Annotated in this window: 15 protein-coding genes; 8 read left to right on the top strand and 7 right to left on the bottom strand. The window is 52.9% G+C overall.

Annotated features, from left to right (window positions below):
- Positions 1-206: 206 nt before the first annotated feature.
- From SIB72_RS05155 to gmd, 3 genes are all read right to left on the bottom strand, one after another.
- A complete protein-coding gene (locus tag SIB72_RS05155; protein WP_413744838.1) occupies positions 207-1,160 on the bottom strand; it encodes a UDP-glucuronic acid decarboxylase family protein in 954 nt (317 codons plus the stop codon).
- Between the two features lie 141 nt (positions 1,161-1,301).
- Entirely contained in the window at positions 1,302-2,291 is a 990-nt protein-coding gene (locus SIB72_RS05150; RefSeq protein ID WP_413744837.1) for a GDP-L-fucose synthase family protein, read from the bottom strand.
- Positions 2,292-2,327: 36 nt separating this feature from the next.
- A complete protein-coding gene (gene gmd, locus SIB72_RS05145) occupies positions 2,328-3,488 on the bottom strand; it encodes a GDP-mannose 4,6-dehydratase (RefSeq protein WP_413744836.1) in 1,161 nt (386 codons plus the stop codon).
- Positions 3,489-4,308: 820 nt separating this feature from the next.
- Here gmd and SIB72_RS05140 point away from each other — a divergent pair.
- The 5 genes from SIB72_RS05140 to selD are packed head-to-tail and all read left to right on the top strand — an operon-like array spanning position 4,309 to position 11,871.
- Positions 4,309-5,562 carry a polysaccharide biosynthesis/export family protein gene (locus tag SIB72_RS05140; RefSeq protein ID WP_413744835.1) on the top strand — a complete coding sequence of 418 codons (1,254 nt, stop codon included), beginning with the start codon at positions 4,309-4,311 and terminating at the stop codon, positions 5,560-5,562.
- Positions 5,562-7,307, top strand: a complete 1,746-nt coding sequence (locus tag SIB72_RS05135; RefSeq protein ID WP_413744834.1) for a GumC family protein — start codon at positions 5,562-5,564, stop codon at positions 7,305-7,307. Before SIB72_RS05140 ends, SIB72_RS05135 begins: the two co-directional genes overlap by 1 nt.
- A 10-nt stretch (positions 7,308-7,317) precedes the next feature.
- Positions 7,318-8,373 carry a UDP-glucose 4-epimerase GalE gene (galE, locus tag SIB72_RS05130; protein ID WP_413744833.1) on the top strand — a complete coding sequence of 352 codons (1,056 nt, stop codon included), beginning with the start codon at positions 7,318-7,320 and terminating at the stop codon, positions 8,371-8,373.
- On the top strand, positions 8,370-9,770 hold the full coding sequence (locus tag SIB72_RS05125; RefSeq protein ID WP_413744832.1) for a hypothetical protein: 1,401 nt from the start codon (positions 8,370-8,372) through the stop codon (positions 9,768-9,770). Before galE ends, SIB72_RS05125 begins: the two co-directional genes overlap by 4 nt.
- Positions 9,745-11,871 carry a selenide, water dikinase SelD gene (selD, locus tag SIB72_RS05120; protein WP_413744831.1) on the top strand — a complete coding sequence of 709 codons (2,127 nt, stop codon included), beginning with the start codon at positions 9,745-9,747 and terminating at the stop codon, positions 11,869-11,871. The genes SIB72_RS05125 and selD overlap by 26 nt, the downstream gene beginning before the upstream one ends.
- Here the strand turns inward: selD and SIB72_RS05115 are convergent.
- Positions 11,868-12,578, bottom strand: a complete 711-nt coding sequence (locus SIB72_RS05115) for a hypothetical protein (RefSeq protein ID WP_413745050.1) — start codon at positions 12,576-12,578, stop codon at positions 11,868-11,870. The two genes, selD and SIB72_RS05115, sit on opposite strands and share 4 nt — an antisense overlap.
- Positions 12,579-12,717: 139 nt before the next feature.
- On the opposite strand from SIB72_RS05115, the gene SIB72_RS05110 reads away from it, so the two are divergent.
- The gene (locus SIB72_RS05110; RefSeq protein WP_413744830.1) at positions 12,718-13,647 is read left to right on the top strand and encodes a sulfotransferase; all 930 of its coding nucleotides are present in this window, start codon (positions 12,718-12,720) and stop codon (positions 13,645-13,647) included.
- A 5-nt stretch (positions 13,648-13,652) separates the two neighbouring features.
- Here the strand turns inward: SIB72_RS05110 and SIB72_RS05105 are convergent, their stop codons facing one another.
- Positions 13,653-14,789 (bottom strand): hypothetical protein, encoded by a 1,137-nt coding sequence (locus SIB72_RS05105; protein WP_413744829.1) that lies wholly within the window; start codon positions 14,787-14,789, stop codon positions 13,653-13,655.
- A 10-nt stretch (positions 14,790-14,799) separates the two neighbouring features.
- Positions 14,800-17,181: a UvrD-helicase domain-containing protein gene (locus SIB72_RS05100; protein ID WP_413744828.1), complete on the bottom strand. Its 2,382-nt coding sequence runs from the start codon at positions 17,179-17,181 to the stop codon at positions 14,800-14,802.
- Between the two features lie 116 nt (positions 17,182-17,297).
- Here SIB72_RS05100 and SIB72_RS05095 point away from each other — a divergent pair, with 116 nt between their 5' ends.
- Positions 17,298-17,813: a hypothetical protein gene (locus tag SIB72_RS05095; protein ID WP_413744827.1), complete on the top strand. Its 516-nt coding sequence runs from the start codon at positions 17,298-17,300 to the stop codon at positions 17,811-17,813.
- An 18-nt stretch (positions 17,814-17,831) separates the two neighbouring features.
- Positions 17,832-19,037, top strand: a complete 1,206-nt coding sequence (locus SIB72_RS05090; RefSeq protein ID WP_413744826.1) for a hypothetical protein — start codon at positions 17,832-17,834, stop codon at positions 19,035-19,037.
- Positions 19,038-19,051: 14 nt separating this feature from the next.
- On the opposite strand, the gene SIB72_RS05085 is transcribed toward SIB72_RS05090, so the two are convergent.
- Positions 19,052-19,942, bottom strand: coding sequence for a sulfotransferase (locus SIB72_RS05085; RefSeq protein WP_413744825.1), 891 nt, complete (start codon positions 19,940-19,942; stop codon positions 19,052-19,054).

Genomic DNA, 19,942 nt, shown 5'->3' with positions numbered 1-19,942 from the left:
TAGAGGCATATCTTAAGCGAGGTCTTATTATAGAAAGGCGCAGAGAAGACACAACATAAAGAAGGTAGGCAATATAGGTCCAGAGATGACAAAACAAAAAGAGAAGATAAAAAAGAACGTAGACTCCAGAATAATCAGTAATCCTTTGGAGTGCCAAAGGATTACTGATAAAACAATAGTAACGCCAAGAAGTTATAAAGCAAGAGTTAAGGGTTCTTGATGTCGAGAGCTCGCCTGAACCATTCTATGGTGTCGTCCAAACCTTGATTTAGCGAGACTCTTGGATTCCAGCCTAATTCACGGCGAGCCAAATCAATAACTGGTCGACGCTGCATTGGATCATCAGCTGGCAAAGGTTGCTCTATAAGACTTAGCCTTGGATTAATCTTTAATAGAATCAGCTCAGCCAACTCTCGGATTGTAAATTCCTCAGGATTACCAATATTAAACGGACCACAACAATCAGAATTCATAAAAGAGATCATCCCTTCAATAAGATCGTCAACGTAACAAAAGCTTCTTGTCTGGCTACCATCCCCATAGAGCGTTAGAGGCAAACCACGCAAAGCTTGAACAATGAAATTACTAACAACACGACCATCATCGGGAAGCATTCGCGGCCCATATGTATTGAAAATACGCATTACACGTATTTCAGTGGCATGCATTCTCTGATAGTCAAAACACAGTGTTTCAGAGATACGCTTACCTTCATCGTAACAACTGCGGGGCCCAATAGTATTTACACAGCCTCTATAATCCTCTGACTGTGGGTGTATCTCAGGATCACCATAGACCTCACTTGTACTTGCAAGCAAGATGCGGGCGCCGACACGACGCGCCAACCCCAACATGTTGTATGTACCTAAAAAGCTTGTCTTAGCAGTTTTAATGGGATTAAATTGATAATGTACTGGCGAGGCAGGGCAAGCGAGGTGCCAAATTCTATCAACCTCCAATTTTATAGGTTCAGTTACATCGTGACGAATAAGTTCAAAACGTGGATGGCCTATCCAATGCGATATATTTTCCTTGCGACCAGTGAAATAATTATCGAGACATATAACTTCCTCATCGGCCTTCATTAACCGGTCGACAAGATGGGAGCCCAGGAAACCGGCGCCTCCGGTAATTAAATTTCGCTTAACCAAGGGGGCCATAGGATCAGAAAAATTGTTTTTTTGGAAGCAAATAGTGTTTACCAACGATATGAACCAAGAAATCAACCACGGGATTTCCCCTGCCAATGCTAACAATTGACGGGGAGGATATTGCAGGGTATGTAATCTGAGAAATACACATCATAGCCTAAGAAGGTTGCTGTCAAACTGCTCTTTAAACAAGCGCACAGTAGAATTAATGCCTTCAGGAAGTGAAATTCGAGCCTTCCATCCCAATTGATTAATGCGACTTACATCAAGTTGTTTCTTAGGTGTTCCATCGGGCTTACTGGTATCCCAGACAATATCACCTTTATAACCCGAGGCTTTGGCTACCAACTCAGCCAACTCACGTATACTCAAATCCATGCCGGTTCCTACATTCAGATGGCTATGCTCACCATCAAGAGGAGACCAGTGCTCTAGTGCAAAAACACAAGCCTCAGCCAAGTCATCAACATGCAGAAATTCTCTTAAGGGATTGCCACTACCCCAGCATTGAACAGAGGCAGCTGATTCCGAAGCTGCCTCATGAAACCGTCTAATGAAGGCTGGAAGAACGTGACTATTAGTAGGATGATAATTATCACCAGGTCCATATAAATTTGTCGGCATTAAACTAATGGCATCAAAATCATGCTGAGAGCGAAGAGCTTGGCACAGTTTAATACCAGCGATTTTGGCAATTGCATACCATTCGTTCGTCGGTTCTAGCGCACCTGTAAGAAGTTCTTCCTCATTAATTGGTTGCCTAGCAAATTTAGGGTAGATACAGCTACTACCTAAGAAAAGAAGCCTTCGAACACCCGAAAGCCAAGATGCTTCAATGACGTTAGATTGAATCTTGAGGTTGCCTAAAAGAAAATCTGCTGGATAATCAGAGTTAGCCTGGATGCCACCAACAATTGCCGCAGCCAACACAACAACAGTGGGTTTACGATTATCGAACCAATTTTTGACAGCAGAGTAGTCAAGCAAATCAAGCTCTAAACGATCTGCAGTTAAAAGAGAGCCTCCATAAGCTGGATTACCATAACCTGCTTGACGAAGAGATCGGCAAATAGCACTGCCAGCCATACCACGATGTCCAGCAACAAATATTCGATCTTCAAAGGTTAGAAAAGTGCTCATAAAATAACCATAACTTATCAAGTCCACTCATTAAAGTCAGCTGTCTACAAGAGGTTGTGACGTCGCTGCGACCTCTGAGTTACTAGGTGGGGTTTCCATGGAACCAACAACTTTGAACCCCTGCTTTTTAAGATATGCTTCTTTAAGAGCCTCTTCCCGATCAACTAACACCATCTCAGAAACAAGTTCTTCCAAGGTAGTAGTTGGTGTCCAGCCGAGCTTCTTACTTGCCTTTGTCGGATCGCCGAGCAGAGTTTCAACTTCAGTTGGCCTGAAATAACGAGGATCGATACGTACGACTACAGAACCTGAGTCTGAGCGAAGTCCAATCTCGTCTAGACCCTTACCCTGCCATATAAAATCCTCCCAACCAAGTTCATGTGCCGCTATTTCAATAAATCGGCGTACGGATTCCTGTCTTCCAGTAGCGATCACAAAGTCCTCAGGGCAATTTTGCTGAAGCATCAGCCACTGCATTTCAACATAGTCACGCGCATGGCCCCAATCTCGCTTTGAATCAAGGTTGCCAACATAAAGACAACAATCTAATTTAGCGTCTATTCGCGCAAGACCTCGAGTAATCTTCCTTGTCACGAATGTTTCACCTCTTCGAGGACTTTCATGATTAAAAAGTATTCCATTGCAGGCATACATGCCATAGGCTTCTCTGTAATTCACAGTAATCCAATAAGCGTACAGCTTGGCGACACCATAAGGGCTACGAGGATAAAAAGGTGTGGATTCTTTTTGTGGAACTTCTTGAACCAAGCCATACAATTCACTAGTACTTGCCTGATAGATACGTGTTTTCTTGGCTAAACCCAAGATTCGAACTGCTTCAAGAATTCTAAGAGTGCCGAGACCGTCACTATTAGCAGTGTATTCTGGCGACTCAAAACTGACAGCCACGTGACTTTGAGCCCCCAAGTTGTATATTTCATCTGGGCGAACTTGTTGTATGATTCTTATCAGATTAGTGCTGTCTGTTAGATCACCATAATGCAGGACAAGGCGAGGGTCATTCTCGTGTGGATCCTGATAAAGATGGTCTATACGGCTTGTATTGAAGGAAGAGGCACGACGCTTAATACCGTGGACGATGTAACCCTTTTCCAGAAGAAGCTCTGCAAGATAACTTCCATCCTGACCAGTGATGCCTGTAACAAGTGCTGTTTTCCTGATGGAAGATGAGGTCATGAAGAAAGGAAGAGGGTATAGAAAACGTCGCTCAGACACAATAAGTATGTCTATTACCACGATGGACGAGAGCAGTGCTCAACCGTCACAATCGTGGATTGATCCACAGAGAGTGCTATGGATGCGAGGCAGAACGACCATCAAATCCAACCATTGCTGGCCAAAGCATACGGCCGTCGAGCTTTAACTTGTCATTATAACGCGCCTAGAGCCCTTAGGGGCATGAGGGGGCGCCACCCCAATACCTGTTCACAAATAGTCACTTACTCGCGTCGGGTGGTCTTAATCATAAAGCTGAGCACCGTATACTTTGAGAATAAACTAGATGGCCACACGATGGCTACCCTAGGAAGCAATTCAAGTTGATCTTCGTTAATCAGACACAATCAGCTAAAGCGAGATTGGCAATCATGAAGATTTCAGCAATTAAGCTTTTATCTCATTCCAGCAAAAGTCGAGCAAATAAATCAAAACGTTTAGACAACTGTGATTCAAAATTAATGCCCATATGGTCAATCTATAAATGGCTGAAGAGCTTGAAAAATCCTTGTCAGGAGATTATGGTGCAGAGGGTAAGCTTATTTAAAGAATAAGTCAGGTTCGCTGAGGCAGGAGGAAATATATCGGCAAATAACTGGTCAATACAATTCATTCTAGAGATTCCTTAAATGGCACACAAGGTCTCGGCCAGAAGAGAGGGTTGGTTCTCCTTAGGATGACCTCCTGAAGGCTCAGGTCAAGCTTCCTCATGAGTAGATCCGCTTCAATGCCTGACCACTCAGGGCAAAATCGACCCTAGGCATGTCATAAGATAATAATTATGGAACAGCTCATACGACCTGCTAAAAGAGCCGCTTTGCTGGCCATTTTGGCTTCGCTGGCCTTCGGCACACCCTCTAAGTCCATTGAGAGAAGACAAAATCCAGTTGCAAATGAGAAAATTGAAAGAAATATAATTTCAACGCTAGCAAGTACGATTCCTGCAGTAGCCAAGACACCTTCCACCTCAATACTTCATAACCAAATTAGAGATGGCTATATTCTTGGTCCTGGCGATGCACTCGTAATAGAGTTGCTAGACATCCCTGAATATTCAGGAACTTTTACAATTGGTCCCGACGGAACTCTATATTTACCCAGGCTTCGATCACTATTCGTTGAAGGCTTGACCATTGAAGAACTCCGCTACTTTCTAACACAACAATTCAGCTCGTATATAAAAAATCCAGAAGTGTTTGTGAGCCCTGTCGCTTATAGGCCAATTCGGGTTTATATAGGTGGCGAAGTTTTAAGGCCAGGATATTACCACCTCTCAGGTCAGCAAATGGTTGCAGGGTCAGACCAAGTTCCTGCTGACACAATTGGCTTGAGACAACAAGATGGCAATGGATCTATTTACAGCGTGACCAAGCAACAACCAGGTCCGAGGATTGGAGGTACAGAAATCAGTCCGACTTTACGTTTGCCAACTGTATTTGACGCTCTTCGTACATCTGGAGGAGTAACTCCATTCTCAAATCTTAGTGAAGTATATGTGACTAGAAAGCGTCCACTCAGCAGCGGTGGTGGAAAAATAAAAGCAAAATTAAATTTTCTCGCCCTTATTACAGAAGGAGACGAGTCTCAGAATATTCGCCTTTTCGATGGAGATACAGTATTTGTACGACGTTCTAAAGTTGAATTAAGAGAGCAAATAATTAAGGCTGGCCAAACTAATTTAAGCCCTGATTATGTATCAGTCTTTGTAACTGGGAGAGTCCGGGATAGCGGCAAAAAGATTCTTCCTCAGGGATCAAGCTTGGATCAAGCTCTTGCTGCTGCGGGCGGACAAAAACTTGTTCGTGGAAGAGTAGAATTTATCAGATTTAACCGCGATGGTACTACAGACCGACGTAAGTTTTTTATTACTGGATCAAATCCATCTGGTTCTTACAAAAACCCAATATTAATGCCTGGCGACGTTATAAGAGTCAATGATTCACCCCTATCTGCCACAATTACCATACTAGATGAAATAACGACTCCGGCATTAGGTATATACTCCATTTTCAGCCTCTTCAAGGACTTCAATTAATGAACAACTTACGCTCAGATGAGATTATTCAGGCTGTCTCCTCCAGAGATGAAGAGCTTGATTTGGGGCAAATATTTGCAGCACTCAAACGTAGATGGCCTTGGATCGCTGTAAGTGGTGCGATCAGTTTAATAATTTCTGGCGTTCAATTATTACAGACCAAGCCAGTATATCAAGCGCAATTTCAGATTGTACTTGCGAGTGAGCAATCAGGCGGCTTAAATTCATTATTTAATCAAAATTCGGCACTAGCTGCAGTTACTGGACTTGGTCTTTCAGGTCGCTCCGATTCAATAGCTACCGAAATACAAATCTTGACCAGTCCTTCAGTTCTACTGCCTATTTTTGAGGCGGTTAAGTCTCATAAAACACCGCCAGAAGCTAAAAGTATGCGGTTTCAAGCTTGGGCTCAATCAGCCATCACAGCTGAAGAACAACCTGGCACATCAGTACTTAACGTTGAGTTCAGAAACACAGATAAAGAACTTGTTTTACCAATTACACAAATGATCTCTAATGCCTATCAAAAATATTCAAATAGAGGACGTGATCGTGAGCTTTCGAATGTTATTTCCTATCTTAATGAGCAGATTGCTAAAATCAAGCCTAAATCAATTCAAAGTTCACGTTTAGCTCTCGATTACGGCTATTCGAACGGATTAGGTTTGCTTGATGGCCTACCCTTGGCTGGCAGCATCACTGGAGCTAGTGGAGGCGAAAATGCTGGAACTAAAATAACTGGTGGCGGGGGTAGTATTGAAAAAGCCCGCACAGCATCTATGCAAAGAGTGCGGGCTCTTAAAGTGCAAATAGAAGCAACAAAAAGAGCCGGAACTGGATCAATTTACTTTGCTTCGCAACTTGGCTCTCTTAATAATAAGTCTTCTACTTTTGACCAACTGACATCAGTAGAAACAAGACTTGCAGGTTTACGAAGTCGCTTCAAGGACAATGACCCACTGGTCAAAAAACTTGAACTCGAAAGAAAAACCTTAGTGTATTACATCAACGAGCAAACTCTTGCTTTGTTGAGAGGTGAGCTTGAATTGGCTCAAGCAAAACTTTTGGCTTTGAATAGACCCAAAGAAGTCATTTCAAGGCATCGTGAATTAACACAAGAAGCATTACGCGACGAAGCAACTTTAGTAAGTCTTCAAAATCGATTAAAGCAAGTTGAGTTAGAAAAAGCTAGAGCATCAAGCCCTTGGGAACTTATCTCTACTCCTACACAATTAGACTATCCAGTTAGTCCAAATAAAAAAAGAATTCTTGGCCTCGGGCTTCTTGTTGGTTTATCTATTGGTGGTGTGCTTGCACTAATAGTTGATCGTCGTAGTGACCTTATATTTAGCATTGACTCGTTATCACGAAATTTACCTGGACCTTTACTAGAACGTTTGCCTAGTCGAAATAAAATAAGCCAGGAAGCCTGGTTTTCATCCATTCAGCTCCTAGCTGATGGACCATTATCAAATAAAAAATCTGTCGCATTGATACCTGTAGGATCTCTTGACTCATCCTCCCTATCCACCCTGAAAACTTGCCTTAGAAATTCGCTCCCAGATGATTGCGAGTTGCTGGTTAGTTCAAGCCTGCTTGAAACTCGCCACTGTTGTACTCAGATACTCGTCACTTCCCCAGGTGCTGCTAAGCGTGAACAACTTATTCAATTGCGTGAACAACTTTCTCTCCAGAGCACTCCTATTGCTGGATGGATACTTCTTGACTGTAGTCTTCGAGTCTGAGAACTAAACAATGGCCAATATTCTAGTTACTGGAGGTGCAGGATTTATCGGTAGCCACACCTGTCTGGTGCTTCTTAGTCATGGCCATAACTTAGTAGTGATTGATGACCTCTCCAACAGTTCATCAGTAGCCCTAGAGAGAGTTGCAAAGCTTGCAGGAGTCGGCTTTGGCAAAGAACGTTTACAATTGATACGCTGTGACATTCGTGATCAAGCAAAGCTTGAAGCTGTATTCACTAGCAAAGCCAATTGTTCTAGCCAGCTAGAAGCAGTTATTCATTTCGCCGGCCTCAAAGCGGTCAGTGAATCTGTTGCTAAGCCACTTCATTATTGGGATGTAAACGTAAGCGGGTCTACAGCATTGTTGGCAGCGATGGAAGCTCATGAATGCAGAACAATCGTTTTTAGCAGCACCAGCACAGTTTACGGCGAGCCAGAATTCTTCCCTCTCACAGAAAGCACTCCTACCAACCCTATCCACCCCTACGCACAGACCAAGCTTGCAGTAGAACAGATTCTTGGCTCACTTGCCATTGCTGGCCCCTGGCGTTCAGCCTGCCTGCGTTATTTTAATCCCGTTGGAGCTCACCCCTCAGGCAGCATCGGTGAAGACCCTCTAGGAGTTCCCAACAATCTCTTCCCTTACATCACCCAAATAGCGGCTGGACGACACGAAAAATTGAGGGTCTTCGGTGATGACTACCTAACCGATGATGGCACCGGCATCCGTGATTATCTGCATGTCATGGATCTAGCTGAAGCCCATGCCGCTGCCTTAGATCACATGCTGCAGTCGCGCGCCCCCCTGAACCTCACTCTGAACCTAGGCACCGGGAAGGGTCTTAGTGTGATGAATGTGGTGCATGGCTTTGAAGCCGCCACGGGCGTCACCATCCCTTACGAAATGGTTGGGCGCCGTGCAGGCGATGTGCCCAAGCTTGAAGCATGCCCTAAGAAAGCCGAGAAAATCCTTGGCTGGAAAGCCAAGCGCTCCCTCGCCGACATGTGCCGCGACGGCTGGGCCTGGCAATCGGCCAACCCCAACGGCTATCGGGGTAGCAAATGAGTCGGAAACCCAAGATTCCTCTCCTTTCCAAGCCCATGTGGCTACTAGCCGGCCTGGCGCCGCTCGCCATCGCAGCGCCATTGCAGGGACGGGCACAAGAGCAAGTGATCTGGGAGCCGGTCACCGAAGAGCAGGCTGATCAGCTGCAGATCCTGGTGCCCTCCGTCGAGGGTGGAGCGACAAACGTCCCAACCTTTCCCTCTGAATCGCAAGCAACACCACAGTCAGCTGCACCCCAACCGATCGTCTGGGAGGTGGTGCCAGGCAGTGCAAGTCCCTCCACCACCAACCCTTCGCGCGCAACCGAGGTGGTGTGGGAGGTGGTGCCAAATAACCCATCCGTCGCGGGTGAAGGATCCAACAACGGCCCAGCCAACGCCATCATCTGGGAGGTACTTCCAGACACCATTCCTCCTCTCGCACCTGAACCCACAGACACGATCGCCGTGATCGACAGCGTTGAGCCCAATGGCGAATCCGTCACCAGCGAAGAGCCCCCAGCCGAGCTGATCGCCCAAGAAGAGGCCATGCCATCCCGCATCGTGCCGGGCCCACCACCGCCTCCTCCCCTTCAAGCGCTCAATCGCTCGATTGCTTATGGCGATGGATTGGTGGGGCCAGACATCAGCCTGCGTATCCCCAATGGCTTTCGATGGAGTCAGCGATGGTTTGGGGATGTGTCGTTGCTGGGCTACGACTATCAAAACGGTCGCAATCCCGGTGATCCATTTATTCCGGCCGGAGATTCAGGCGATCTCGATGGTTGGGCAATTGTTCACGCCAATATCCTCCAAACCAAGAACTGGAGTGTTGCTCTGAACACTTCTTTCCGCAGCCTACAGAACAACCCAGACATTCCTGGTGGCGGCACAGGCATTGAAGATGGCGTCAGCTCGGGGTTTCGCATCGCCCGCGCCATCGGTGACACCGGTGGCATTGCTTTCGGAGGCGAACAAGTCATTCAGTGGGACGACAACACCGACACCGGTCGCAATCTCTATCTGATGGCCTCAAAGGGTTGGTGGCTAGGGGATCACGGGAGGGACTATCCCCTCTTCATCGCCAACGGCGGCTTTGGAACCGGTCGTTTCGCCAGCCTGACTGACAAAGATGAATTCTTCAATTTCACTTGTATGCAGGTTGAACAGAACCGCAAAGTGGCTCAGATTGACGAAAACCTCTGCTGGGGTCCAATCGGATCTGTGAGCTTGGTCGTCAATGAATGGTGGGGAACCTTCATCGATTACGCCATTGGCAGGGCCACATTTGGGGTGTCCAGCAACATCACAGGTGGAATTCCATTGCGCTTAACCGCCGGGGTTCACTTCGTTGAAAATGATGAGGTTGTGAGTTTCGACGAGCTGCGCTGGATTGCTCAGTTCAGTCTTGGTTTCTGAGCATCTCCTGCTAGCCGGAGGTGGCCACAGCCATGCGTTGCTGCTGAAACGCTGGGCCATGCACCCACAAAAACGCCCCAAGGGACTGATCACCTTGGTCAGTAGCTCCAGTGCCTCGCTTTATTCAGGCATGGTGCCGGCATATATCGCTGGCCTCGACACTCTCAACGGCATCAACATTGACATGCGCTGGCTGGCGCAACAAGCAGGAGTCGCCTTCATTCAGGCCGAGATCACCGGGCTCAATCCTGACGGGACAATCCTGCTACTCAATCGCCCGGCCCTGCCTTTTGATCGGCTCAGCCTGAATGTAGGAGCGATCACCAAGCAACATGCGTTCCGGCACGCCATCCCGATCAAACCCCTGGGACCCGCCCTTGAAGCCATCGCCATCGCCGATGAGGAGGCAAATGACGCGGCCGTAGATCCCTTCCACATCGTCGGGGCTGGCCTCGCTGCTGTGGAAGTAGCCCTGTCCTTGCGACGCCGCTGGCCCGGTCGACGCCTGCACTTGTACATCGGAGAGCATCAGCTTCGCCCCTCCATGGGGCAACGCCTGGGCGAGGCCGGCATCGTGATCAAACGCACCACAGCTCCTGACACAAGCAGCACACTGCTATGCACCGGCAGCCATGCACCCCATTGGCTGGCAGCGAGCGGGCTCCCCTGCGACGCCCGAGGGAGGGTCCGCACCCATGCCAGCCTTCAGGTCGTAGGCCACCCCCAGCTGCTAGCTGCCGGTGATTGCGCCGTGATCGACGGCAACCAACGACCGCCATCGGGGGTGTGGGCTGTGCGCGCAGCCAAGCCCCTAGCTCGCAACCTCGAACGACTCAGCCACAACCAACGGCCCTTGTCGTGGACACCCCAGCGCCGGGCACTGCAGCTCCTGGGGTGTGCCGTTGATCGGAGACGCCCCTCCGCCTGGATGCTTTGGGGGCCATTCCTGTTCGGGCCCCATCCCTGGCTGTGGCGATGGAAACGCCATCTCGACCATCGCTTCCTGAAACGACTGCAACCTGATGCTTCCATGGCAGCGCACAGTCGCAACACAACCCAAAACGCAGCCATGGCGTGCCGGGGTTGTGCCGCCAAATTGCCCGCAGCCCCGCTTGAGCAAGCCCTACAACGCTGCGGTGTAGGCCAGCTGAGCCAACAACCGGAAGACGCCCAGACCCTGGGAACCACAGCAACCAACACCACGCTGCTCAGCTCCGTGGATGGATTCCCTGCGCTGATTTCCGATCCTTGGCTCAACGGGCGCCTCACAACCCTTCATGCCTGCTCCGATCTCTGGGCCTCAGGGGCTCGAGTGGCCACAGCCCAAGCCATCGTGACCGTGCCTGCCGTGGACAGTAGTCAGCAGGTGACGCTGCTCAGCCAAACCCTGGAAGGGATCCAATCAGCCCTAGCAGAGCAAGGAGCGACCTTGATTGGCGGCCACACCATGGAGTCTCGCCAGGCCTCCAATCCTCCAATGGCGCTGGATCTACAGCTCAGCCTCAGCGTCAGCGGCTGCACAGCTTCAGGCCAGGCCCCCTGGCGCAAAGGGCCGATCCAACGTGGCGATGTGCTGTTGCTCAGCCGCAGCTTGGGCAGTGGCGTTCTCTTCGCAGCCGCCATGCAAGGCCACTGCGCACCCCATCATCTTGATTCCGCCCTGCAACAACTGAGCTGCAGCCAGCATCCCCGGCTCAACGAGCTACTAGCCCTCAGCCAACAGCATCCAGAAGCCGTTCACTCCTGCACAGATGTGACCGGCTTCGGATTGCTGGGCCATCTCAATGAAATGGTGGCTGCCAGTGAGGCCATCAGCGTGAACCTCTTGGTGGATCAGATACCGAGTTTCGCCGGCGCCCTTGAATGCCTTGCGCAAGGGATCACCAGCACCCTGGCCCCCGCCAACCGCCGAGCTTTAGCCAGCTTGGGCACAAGCGTTCGCGTGCTGCGCGAGGGTCAAGACATCAGCTACAACCTCGAACCAGCTATCGAAGATTTACTAATCGATCCCCAAACCTGCGGACCCCTGCTGGTGAGTTGCTCTGCCCCAGCAGCAGCGACACTGCAAGACCTGGGATGGACGGCGATCGCCCGGGCTTAGCGACGCGCCCGGGGATGACAGGCCAGAAGGTGGTTTTTCAATTGCGCCTGCAGCAACGGCCTCCCCGCCAGACGGGTGTAGGGGATACCAATACGCTGAAACCAATCCGGCGAGTGCTGCACACATTCCGCCAGAATTGTTTCTTCATCGTGGCCATAGGGCATGAGCGCAGCCCGTTCCGCCATGACGTTGAACAACTGCTGCAGAGCACTCCAACGCAGCCTGGGGCCAGAAAGGTACGACGCGTTTAAAGGCAGGTGGCGGCCATAACGCCGCATCTCACTGCCGTAATGGCAAAAGCGATCAGGGTGATCAGCACTCAACCAAAAACGCCAATTCGATCGCCGCCCATTGAAACGCGCAATGGTGGCGTCAATCCACACCAAGTGGTCGTGGTCGACCTCTGAGGCCAGCGCTGTGATCAGATCAATCTTGCTGAGCCATACGGTGAGCATCTGGCGGAGCACCTCCGCACCGGCGCCCTTGTAATCGCGCCAGTAATGAATCACAGCTTTTTCGGCCCCAAACGCTGCAGGCTTCTCCAACAGATCCAGTTGCATGGCCCGACAGCCCTGCATCAGACGCTCCGCCAACGACCAAGCAGGAAGGCTGTGCAACAACCGCAGCTCCGCCTGCAACACAATCCCGTGCTGACGGCACAGCTGTTCCACCAGACTGAGGATCTCTTCAGACGAGGAGTAGAACACCAATTGCTCGCCTTGAATCAGCCGCAGGGTCTGGGGAAGCAGAGTGGTATAGTGAGAACCCGAGCGCTTTTAGTTACCCCGAACAGGCCAGTACCCAGAGGCGTACAGCTTGCTGCTCAAGGTCATCAAAACGCAGGGTTTGAGCGGAGCCTATTCCCCCTTCGACGAGGGAGCCAACGCCGTGCCTAGAAGCCATCACCACCCGCAAAAGCCCCGTTTCATCCTTGGGGTGGGGGCACAAAAAGCAGGCACGAGCTGGCTGCACAAGGAACTGAGCCGTTGCAAAGAGATCAATTTCGGATTTTGCAAGGAATACAAAGCCTTCCCACACCTCCAAGCCGCTCGCCCAACGTCCGCACCTGGATGGTTCAGCCGCCAAGGCCAGTTCGACACCACGACATTCGAGCAACTCGCCGATATAGAGAAGCAGCAGAGCATGAGGGAAGATCCGCGGTGTTACCTCCACTACTTCCGCAGCCTGATCACCAGTGATCCCACACTGCAGGCCACTGGCGATCTCTCCCCCCATTACGCAGAGCTCAACAGCCGGCAATTCCGGCAGGTACGCCGCTTGCTCAAAGCGGGCGGGTTCGAAGTGAAAGTGATTCTGCTGCTGCGCGATCCGGTAGAGCGCATCTGGTCGCAGCTACGCATGCTGCGGCGACAGAACCGCTTCCCTCAGCTCTGTGGTTACCGCCATGAAGAAACGGCTTTGGCCGTGCTCCATCACCACCCCCGTTTTGCCACCAAAACGCAATATCACCAAACCCTCAAGGCTCTGGAGCAGAGCTTTCCCAGCGACTGCATTCACGTGGAGTTCTACGAACAGCTCTTCACCACCGAAGCACACATCCGACTGCAACACTTTCTGAATCTTGAATTACCACCCGCCGAATTCGAGACACGGGTCAACGCCTCCCCGAAGCAAGCCAATCTGTGCCCAATGTTGGAGCAGACAGTGGTCCTGGCCTACCGGGAGGTGTACGAAGCGATGATCCATCGCTTCGGGAACACAGTGCTCGACCTTTGGCCCCACGCCCGGTGGCTGCAAGCCAACACCTGCCGCTGAGACGACTAACCCGGCTGCCCCTCCTCCAACGCGTCAAGACTTGGCAAAAGTTTCGCCAACACCAATAACGACGTTGCGGGGTAAACGGGCAACTGGGGCAAAGAGGAGCGCAACAGCTCCCGATAGCGATTAAAAAGCGCTCGGCACACCTGTTCCTGCTCCAGTGAAATCCACTGTCGCAAGATCAGCTCTTCCAGATCGCCCTCCACCTGTCCAGCCACACCATCAAGCACCGGTAGATACCCCTGCTGCAACGAGAGGTAAGCCAACAGGCGCAAACGAATTGGCAATTCACCCGCATTGATCAATGCCAGTGCCCGATCGCAATCGGCACTTTTGGCATCCTCAAACCGGTTAAAGAGTGTTTTGAGCAAACAATCGCGAAAACTACGGGCCCAGCGATGGGTCAATGCCAAACCAAATAGGCCCACAGGCGCAGAAGCCTGACGATGGCTGGCCTGAGGATCATCCACGGCAAATCCGTGATCGAAAGCAATCGAGGCCATCCGGTTTGAACGCACCAGGGGCTTGCCGATATGTCCCCAAAACCCCAGCCGCTGAGCATCGGCAGCATCAACCAACGGGTGCATCAACCAAGGCAAAAACAGCTGGGCCACATCTGGGAACAGGGCAAACAACTGCTCGATCGACACATCGGTGCGCAAAGGTTGCAGATATTCATCGGCATCCACCAGCAAGGTGAACGGTGCCCGAGAGGCCAACAACTGCAGATCCAGGGTTTTCAATGCAGCCGCGGGAGTCAAGCTGGCGGGAAACCGATGCACCTCACAGATCAACCCATCCGGGGTTGGCATGTGTCGCAGCACGTGCTCATCTGCTTCGCTCTGAACACACACATGCATGAGGCGCACGCCAAGTGATGCGTAATGACGAAGAAAAGCGGCCCAATAAGGCTGCTCGATGCAGCAGTAGCGGGTAATCAGCTGCACATCCCGCAACAGATCGGTGCAAGAAGCCGCGACAACACCCAAGGGTTGCTGGGAGCGCAACAGTTTCTGACCACCGAAACCGTTGCCGCCGTCGACCCCGACCCAGGGGTCTTTGAAACAAAGCTCTTCAGGTGCTGGGCGACGGCCAAGTAGGCGCCCGATCATCCGCCCCATCACCCCGCGCCGTGCCATTGGCTTCTCCCTAAATCGGTTCAATCGGAGCCAAACGCGGATCAAGAATTTTGGGCCCCATCCCTGGGAACTTCACCGCGATCGACACCTTCTCGCCGCTGCCAAAGGTGTGGGTGATCTCGCCGATGCCAAAACTGACATGGCTCACCTGATCGCCCACAGCCCAGCTCTTACCAGGGGCAGGACCGGCCTGTCGGCGACGAACTGCATTGGCAGGCGCACTACCCGGTTTGGACCGATCAACGCGGGTCAGCCGCTCCAACCGCTGCTCCCGCCGGATCGCCGCACCACCGGACCGGGGGAGGTCTCCCTGCACCAGCGCTTCTGGCAACTCAGAGAGAAAGACACTCGGCACAGCTGGTTCGCGCATCCCACCCCAGAGCCGACGCTCACTCGCATGCGACAGAAACAGGCGCTCCTTGGCGCGGGTGATGCCCACATAACAGAGGCGACGTTCTTCCTCCAACGACGCCGGATCATCCAGAGACCGATAGCTAGGGAATAATCCCTGCTCCAACCCCACCAGGCACACCACCGGAAACTCCAGGCCCTTGCTGCTGTGCAAGGTCATCAAGGTGACGCGATCGGCCTCGGTGTCCTTGCTATCAGCATCACTGGCTAAGGCAGCAGAAGCGAGAAAGCCCTCGAGATCACCCTCGTCGTTTTCTTCCTGGTATTGGAGAGCGGCATTCACCAGTTCCTGCAAGTTGCGGCGGCGTTCTTCAGCCTCATCGGTGCCCTCCGCAATCAACTCACTCACATAACCGCTCTTCTCCAGCACCTGTTGGATCAGCTCCGACGGCATCGTGTCGTGGATGTGCTGCTTGAGATCGTTGATCAGCTCACAGAACTGAAGCAGCCCTCGAGCAGAGCGACCACCAAGCGAACGTGCTGCTTCCGGATCACTCACCACATCCCACAGGGGAATGCCCAGCTGATTGGCAGCATCAGTGCAGCGTTGGATCGTGGTCTTGCCAATGCCTCGCTTGGGCACGTTGATCACCCTCAGCAGGCTGACGGTGTCGGCCGGGTTAATCAGCAAACGCATGTAGCCGAGAACATCCTTAATTTCGCGCCGGTCGTAAAAGCGCAGGCCTCCCACCACCACATAGGGGATGCGCCAACGCACCAGCGATTCCTCGATCGCCCGAGACTGGGCATTGGTGCGATAGAGCACGGCCATGTCGCCCCAGCGCAAGTCGGGGTTGGCTGCCTCCATCATTCTGAGCCGGTGCACGACCGCTTCGGCTTCGGCGATCTCATCATCACAGCGAGTGAGCGTGATCAGCTCGCCCTCGCCACGGGTAGGCCGCAAGACCTTGTCGATCCGCTCACTGTTATGAGCTATGAGCGTGTTGGCCGCCTCCAGAATCGTGGCGGTGGAGCGATAGTTCTCCTCCAGCTTCACCATCGTGCGCGTGGCGTCATCAGGCGCCTTGTCACCAAAGTCGTCCTGGAAACCCATCAGGATCGTGAAATCTGCAGCTCGGAAGCTGTAAATGCTCTGGTCGGCATCACCCACCACAAACACTGAGCGTCCCGCCCAGTTGTCGTAGACCTGGGGATCCTTGCCATCGGTGACCAGCAGCTTGATCAGGTCGTACTGAGTGCGGTTGGTGTCCTGATACTCATCCACCAACACATGGGCAAAGCGACGGTGCCAATAAGCGCGCACTTGCTCGTTCTGCTGCAACAGCTGCACCGGCAACAGCAACAGATCATCGAAATCGAGGGCATTGTTGGCTGCGAGGGCCTTGCGGTAGCGGCGGTAGACATCGGCAGTGAGTTTGCCGCGCTGCCCCTCAGCATTGGCCTCCAACTGATCCGGCAGCCAACCCTGGTTCTTGGCATTACTAATCGCCCAGCGCACTTTCTTGGGTTCGAAGCGCTTGGGATCGAGCTGCAGCTCTTGGGTGACGATCTCCTTCACCAGGCTCTGGGCATCGGCCTCGTCGTAGATCGAAAACTGCTTGGTCCAGCTCAGCCCCTCAACATCCTTAAATTTGTCGATGTCGAAGCGGAGCATGCGCGCGAAGAGGGCATGGAAGGTGCCGATCCATAGCTCCTTGGTCACCTCCCTATAGATACGGGAGCGCAGCTGGCGCTGCTCAACTGGCGGCAGGGTGCTCCAGGGCTGCCCAAATTGACTCTGGGCCAAACGCTGGGCCAGCAAGAGCTCCAGCCTCTCCTTCATCTCCCGGGCCGCCTTATTCGTAAAGGTGACTGCCAGGATCTGAGCCGGATCGGCGCCATGCTCGCCAATCAAGTGGGCAATGCGATGGGTGAGTGCCCGCGTCTTGCCACTACCAGCTCCCGCCACCACGAGCAACGGCCCCTCGTGATGATCGACCGCCCGGCGCTGGGCATCGTTGAGGCCGGCGAGAAAACTCATGGCAAGAGGCTATCGCTCATGCCCCGCAGTGGAACCCGGCGTAGCCTCCTGCTCACCCAGGCTGCACGAAAAGGCTTTCTGTGCACATTCCTCCTTCGCTGCAACCACCGCAATCGATGCGCTGGCTTCTGGTGAGCTGCGGGCTGATTGGTTTGGCCGCCATTGCCATCACGTTTGGGCTGATGGTTGGCTTCAGCGCGCTTCCCGCACCGACTTCCTCGGCAGGTCAACAGCTGCTGCGCAACTACAACCACCTCTCCCACGGAGTGGTACTTACCAGCGTCGCTCTAGGCCTGATCGGTCTTTTGAGATGGGCACTGAGCCAACCAGCAGACAGCGCAAAGCCGCCATCTCAGGCACACAAACCGCTGGGCACACAAGCCATGCGCTGGTGTCGCCACCACCCGCTGCTGCTGATCGTGTTCATCGCCTACGGGGTGGTGATGGTGCAACACACCTCTGGCTTCTACCCGGAATTGCAGGGCTGGTTGAGAGACATCCACAACGGCCAACTGATCAACCCCTTCCAGCTACGCGATGGCTTGATCAATGAAACGATGCGGGCCAATAGCTTTCGCTTCTTTCCGCTCGCCCACCAGGACCTGCACCTCCTTAGTTGGCTCACGCCCTAGGTGAAGGTATGGAGTCTGGTGAGCGCCCTGGAACTAGTGGCGATCGTGCTGCTGGCCAACCGAGCGGTGACCACTCTGAGCGGAGGGAGCGAATGGCCTGGACAGCTTTGGCTGATCAGCTTGCTGCTGCTGTTCCATCCCGCCACCGGCTGGGCCTTTTTCCAACTGATCTACAGCGAACGGTTGCTCACCCTGTTGTTCAGCCTGTTCATCTGCGCGGTCCTGGAGCATCAACGCACTGAAAGTCGCCAGTCTTTCGCGCTTGCTTTTGGCTGTGCGCTAGTGGGGCTATTCGTCAAAGACATCGCCGTCATTCTGTTCGTAGCACCTGCGATCTTCACGCTGATGCTGGCTGCCAGCAGGCGAGACCCTGGGAAGCGACAGTCTTACGCCCTGGAGTGGTGGCTATGTGGTCTCAGCGTCGTGACCATCGCCGCCTACCTAGTGCTCAGCCTGCTGCCAAGCCTGTATGGAGGAAGCCATGGCTTTTCCAACAGCGACCGCCTAACGCTGATCGCTGATTGGCGCCTACTGGCGCTGAGCCTATTCAGCCTCACTCGCTGGCTGCTGATCGTGCGTGACCGCTGCAAGGCCAACGTGCTCGATGCACTCAACCTCGGAGCTCTGGCTTACGCCGCCGCGCTATTCCTCAGTGTGGGCTACCCCTACGAGAGCTTCTGGACCCTGCCAGTGCAGCTGGTCACCGTGCTGGATCTGGCTTTGATCTGGAGCCGATGGGCTGCACCGGCGCTGCACCGCAAAACCACACCAGCCTTCGTGGGTGCTTTTGGCATCACCCTCAGTGCCGGGGTGCTGGCGCTGGAGAGCGGGCAAGCGCAAACCTTCAGCAAACGGATCGGCAAGATTCAGGTGAACCAGCAGAAATGGCGCACCACCTTCGAAGAGCTGGAAGCGCTCCTCAACGAACGGCGCAGAGCCGGAGAACCGCGCAACCTGATCTTCATGCAAACCTGGTTCGGACGTGCCGAATATGAGCGCCTTCCCTATGAAAGGCTGATCGAACTCGACCCAGTGACCCGCACCTATTTCGTGGTGGATGGCATCGGTCGTGGAAGGCGATACCGACCCCAGCCTGGGGATCTACTGGCCAACATCGACAAACGCAAGCTCACGGTGCTGGGAGACGAAAGTAGCCGTTACGCAGAGGTTTATCGCTTCCGGCCCGGGATGAACTACGGAGCCATTTATGAACGCCAACCCTGAACGAGGCTGGTCGCTCAGGGGAAGGGAGACACCCCCGGCTTGATCCAGAGCCGCAGCCTCCGAAACAGCCAGGCGGAACGCAGACGCACAGGCAACGTCCATACCAACACCCCCATTTTCTGGGAGAACGAGAGTTGCCGGCGCCAGCTCTGATCCAGCCGAATCTGATCGGAATGACCAAACCGCATGTCATTGCCGTGAATGTCACGGCGAATCCCATCACGCCACTGGAACTGCCCCTCTTCAAGAGGAAGCCCAAGCCATTCCATCACCCGCGCCATTTCTTCACGCGGTTTTGCAGCGAGCCGCTCGTAATACACCCTGAGCGCCTGAACACCATGCAGCCTTTCACGGGTGAGAAAAAACAAGCGGGTGTAGTTGTAAGCCGCGCTCCTGAGCTGATCTCCACGTTTCCGAGCACTGTTCATCGAGCCAAAGGGACCGCGATGAAGATGCACTGGATACAAGACAAAATCAGCGCCCTGAGCATTGGCGGCGAGCAGGCGCGACAGTCGCGGCAGCGATTTGGAGGAATCAACGATCAATCCGCTACCACTCACCGCCGCGATCGCAGTGAATAACGCCTGGTTGTGGCGGAGGAATGTGGCGTCATCCCCGTCATCCCCGAGCACAAGCTGATCTAAAGGACGACCCACTGCCTCGATCACGTGCTGCTGTACCTGGCTCCAAAAGGGGCACTGATCCGGCGCCAAGCGATGGCAGCTACACAAACGCCTCGTGGGATCTGGATTCGTGAGCATCTTCAGCTCACCGGCACTCACCACCTGGCTGTGACCACTCACCAGCAACGACAACAGCGTGGAACCGCTGTGGCCTCGACTCGTGATGTAAAGCACTTGAGGCTTCTGGGGCTGCTGGCGCAGCGGCGGCGTCACTTCCGGCAT

This window comes from Synechococcus sp. MIT S9451 (assembly GCF_047304725.1).
Classification (GTDB): Bacteria; Cyanobacteriota; Cyanobacteriia; order PCC-6307; family Cyanobiaceae; genus Synechococcus_C.
Note: the sequence above shows the minus strand (reverse complement) of the source record. Positions and strands in the feature narration are given on the sequence as shown.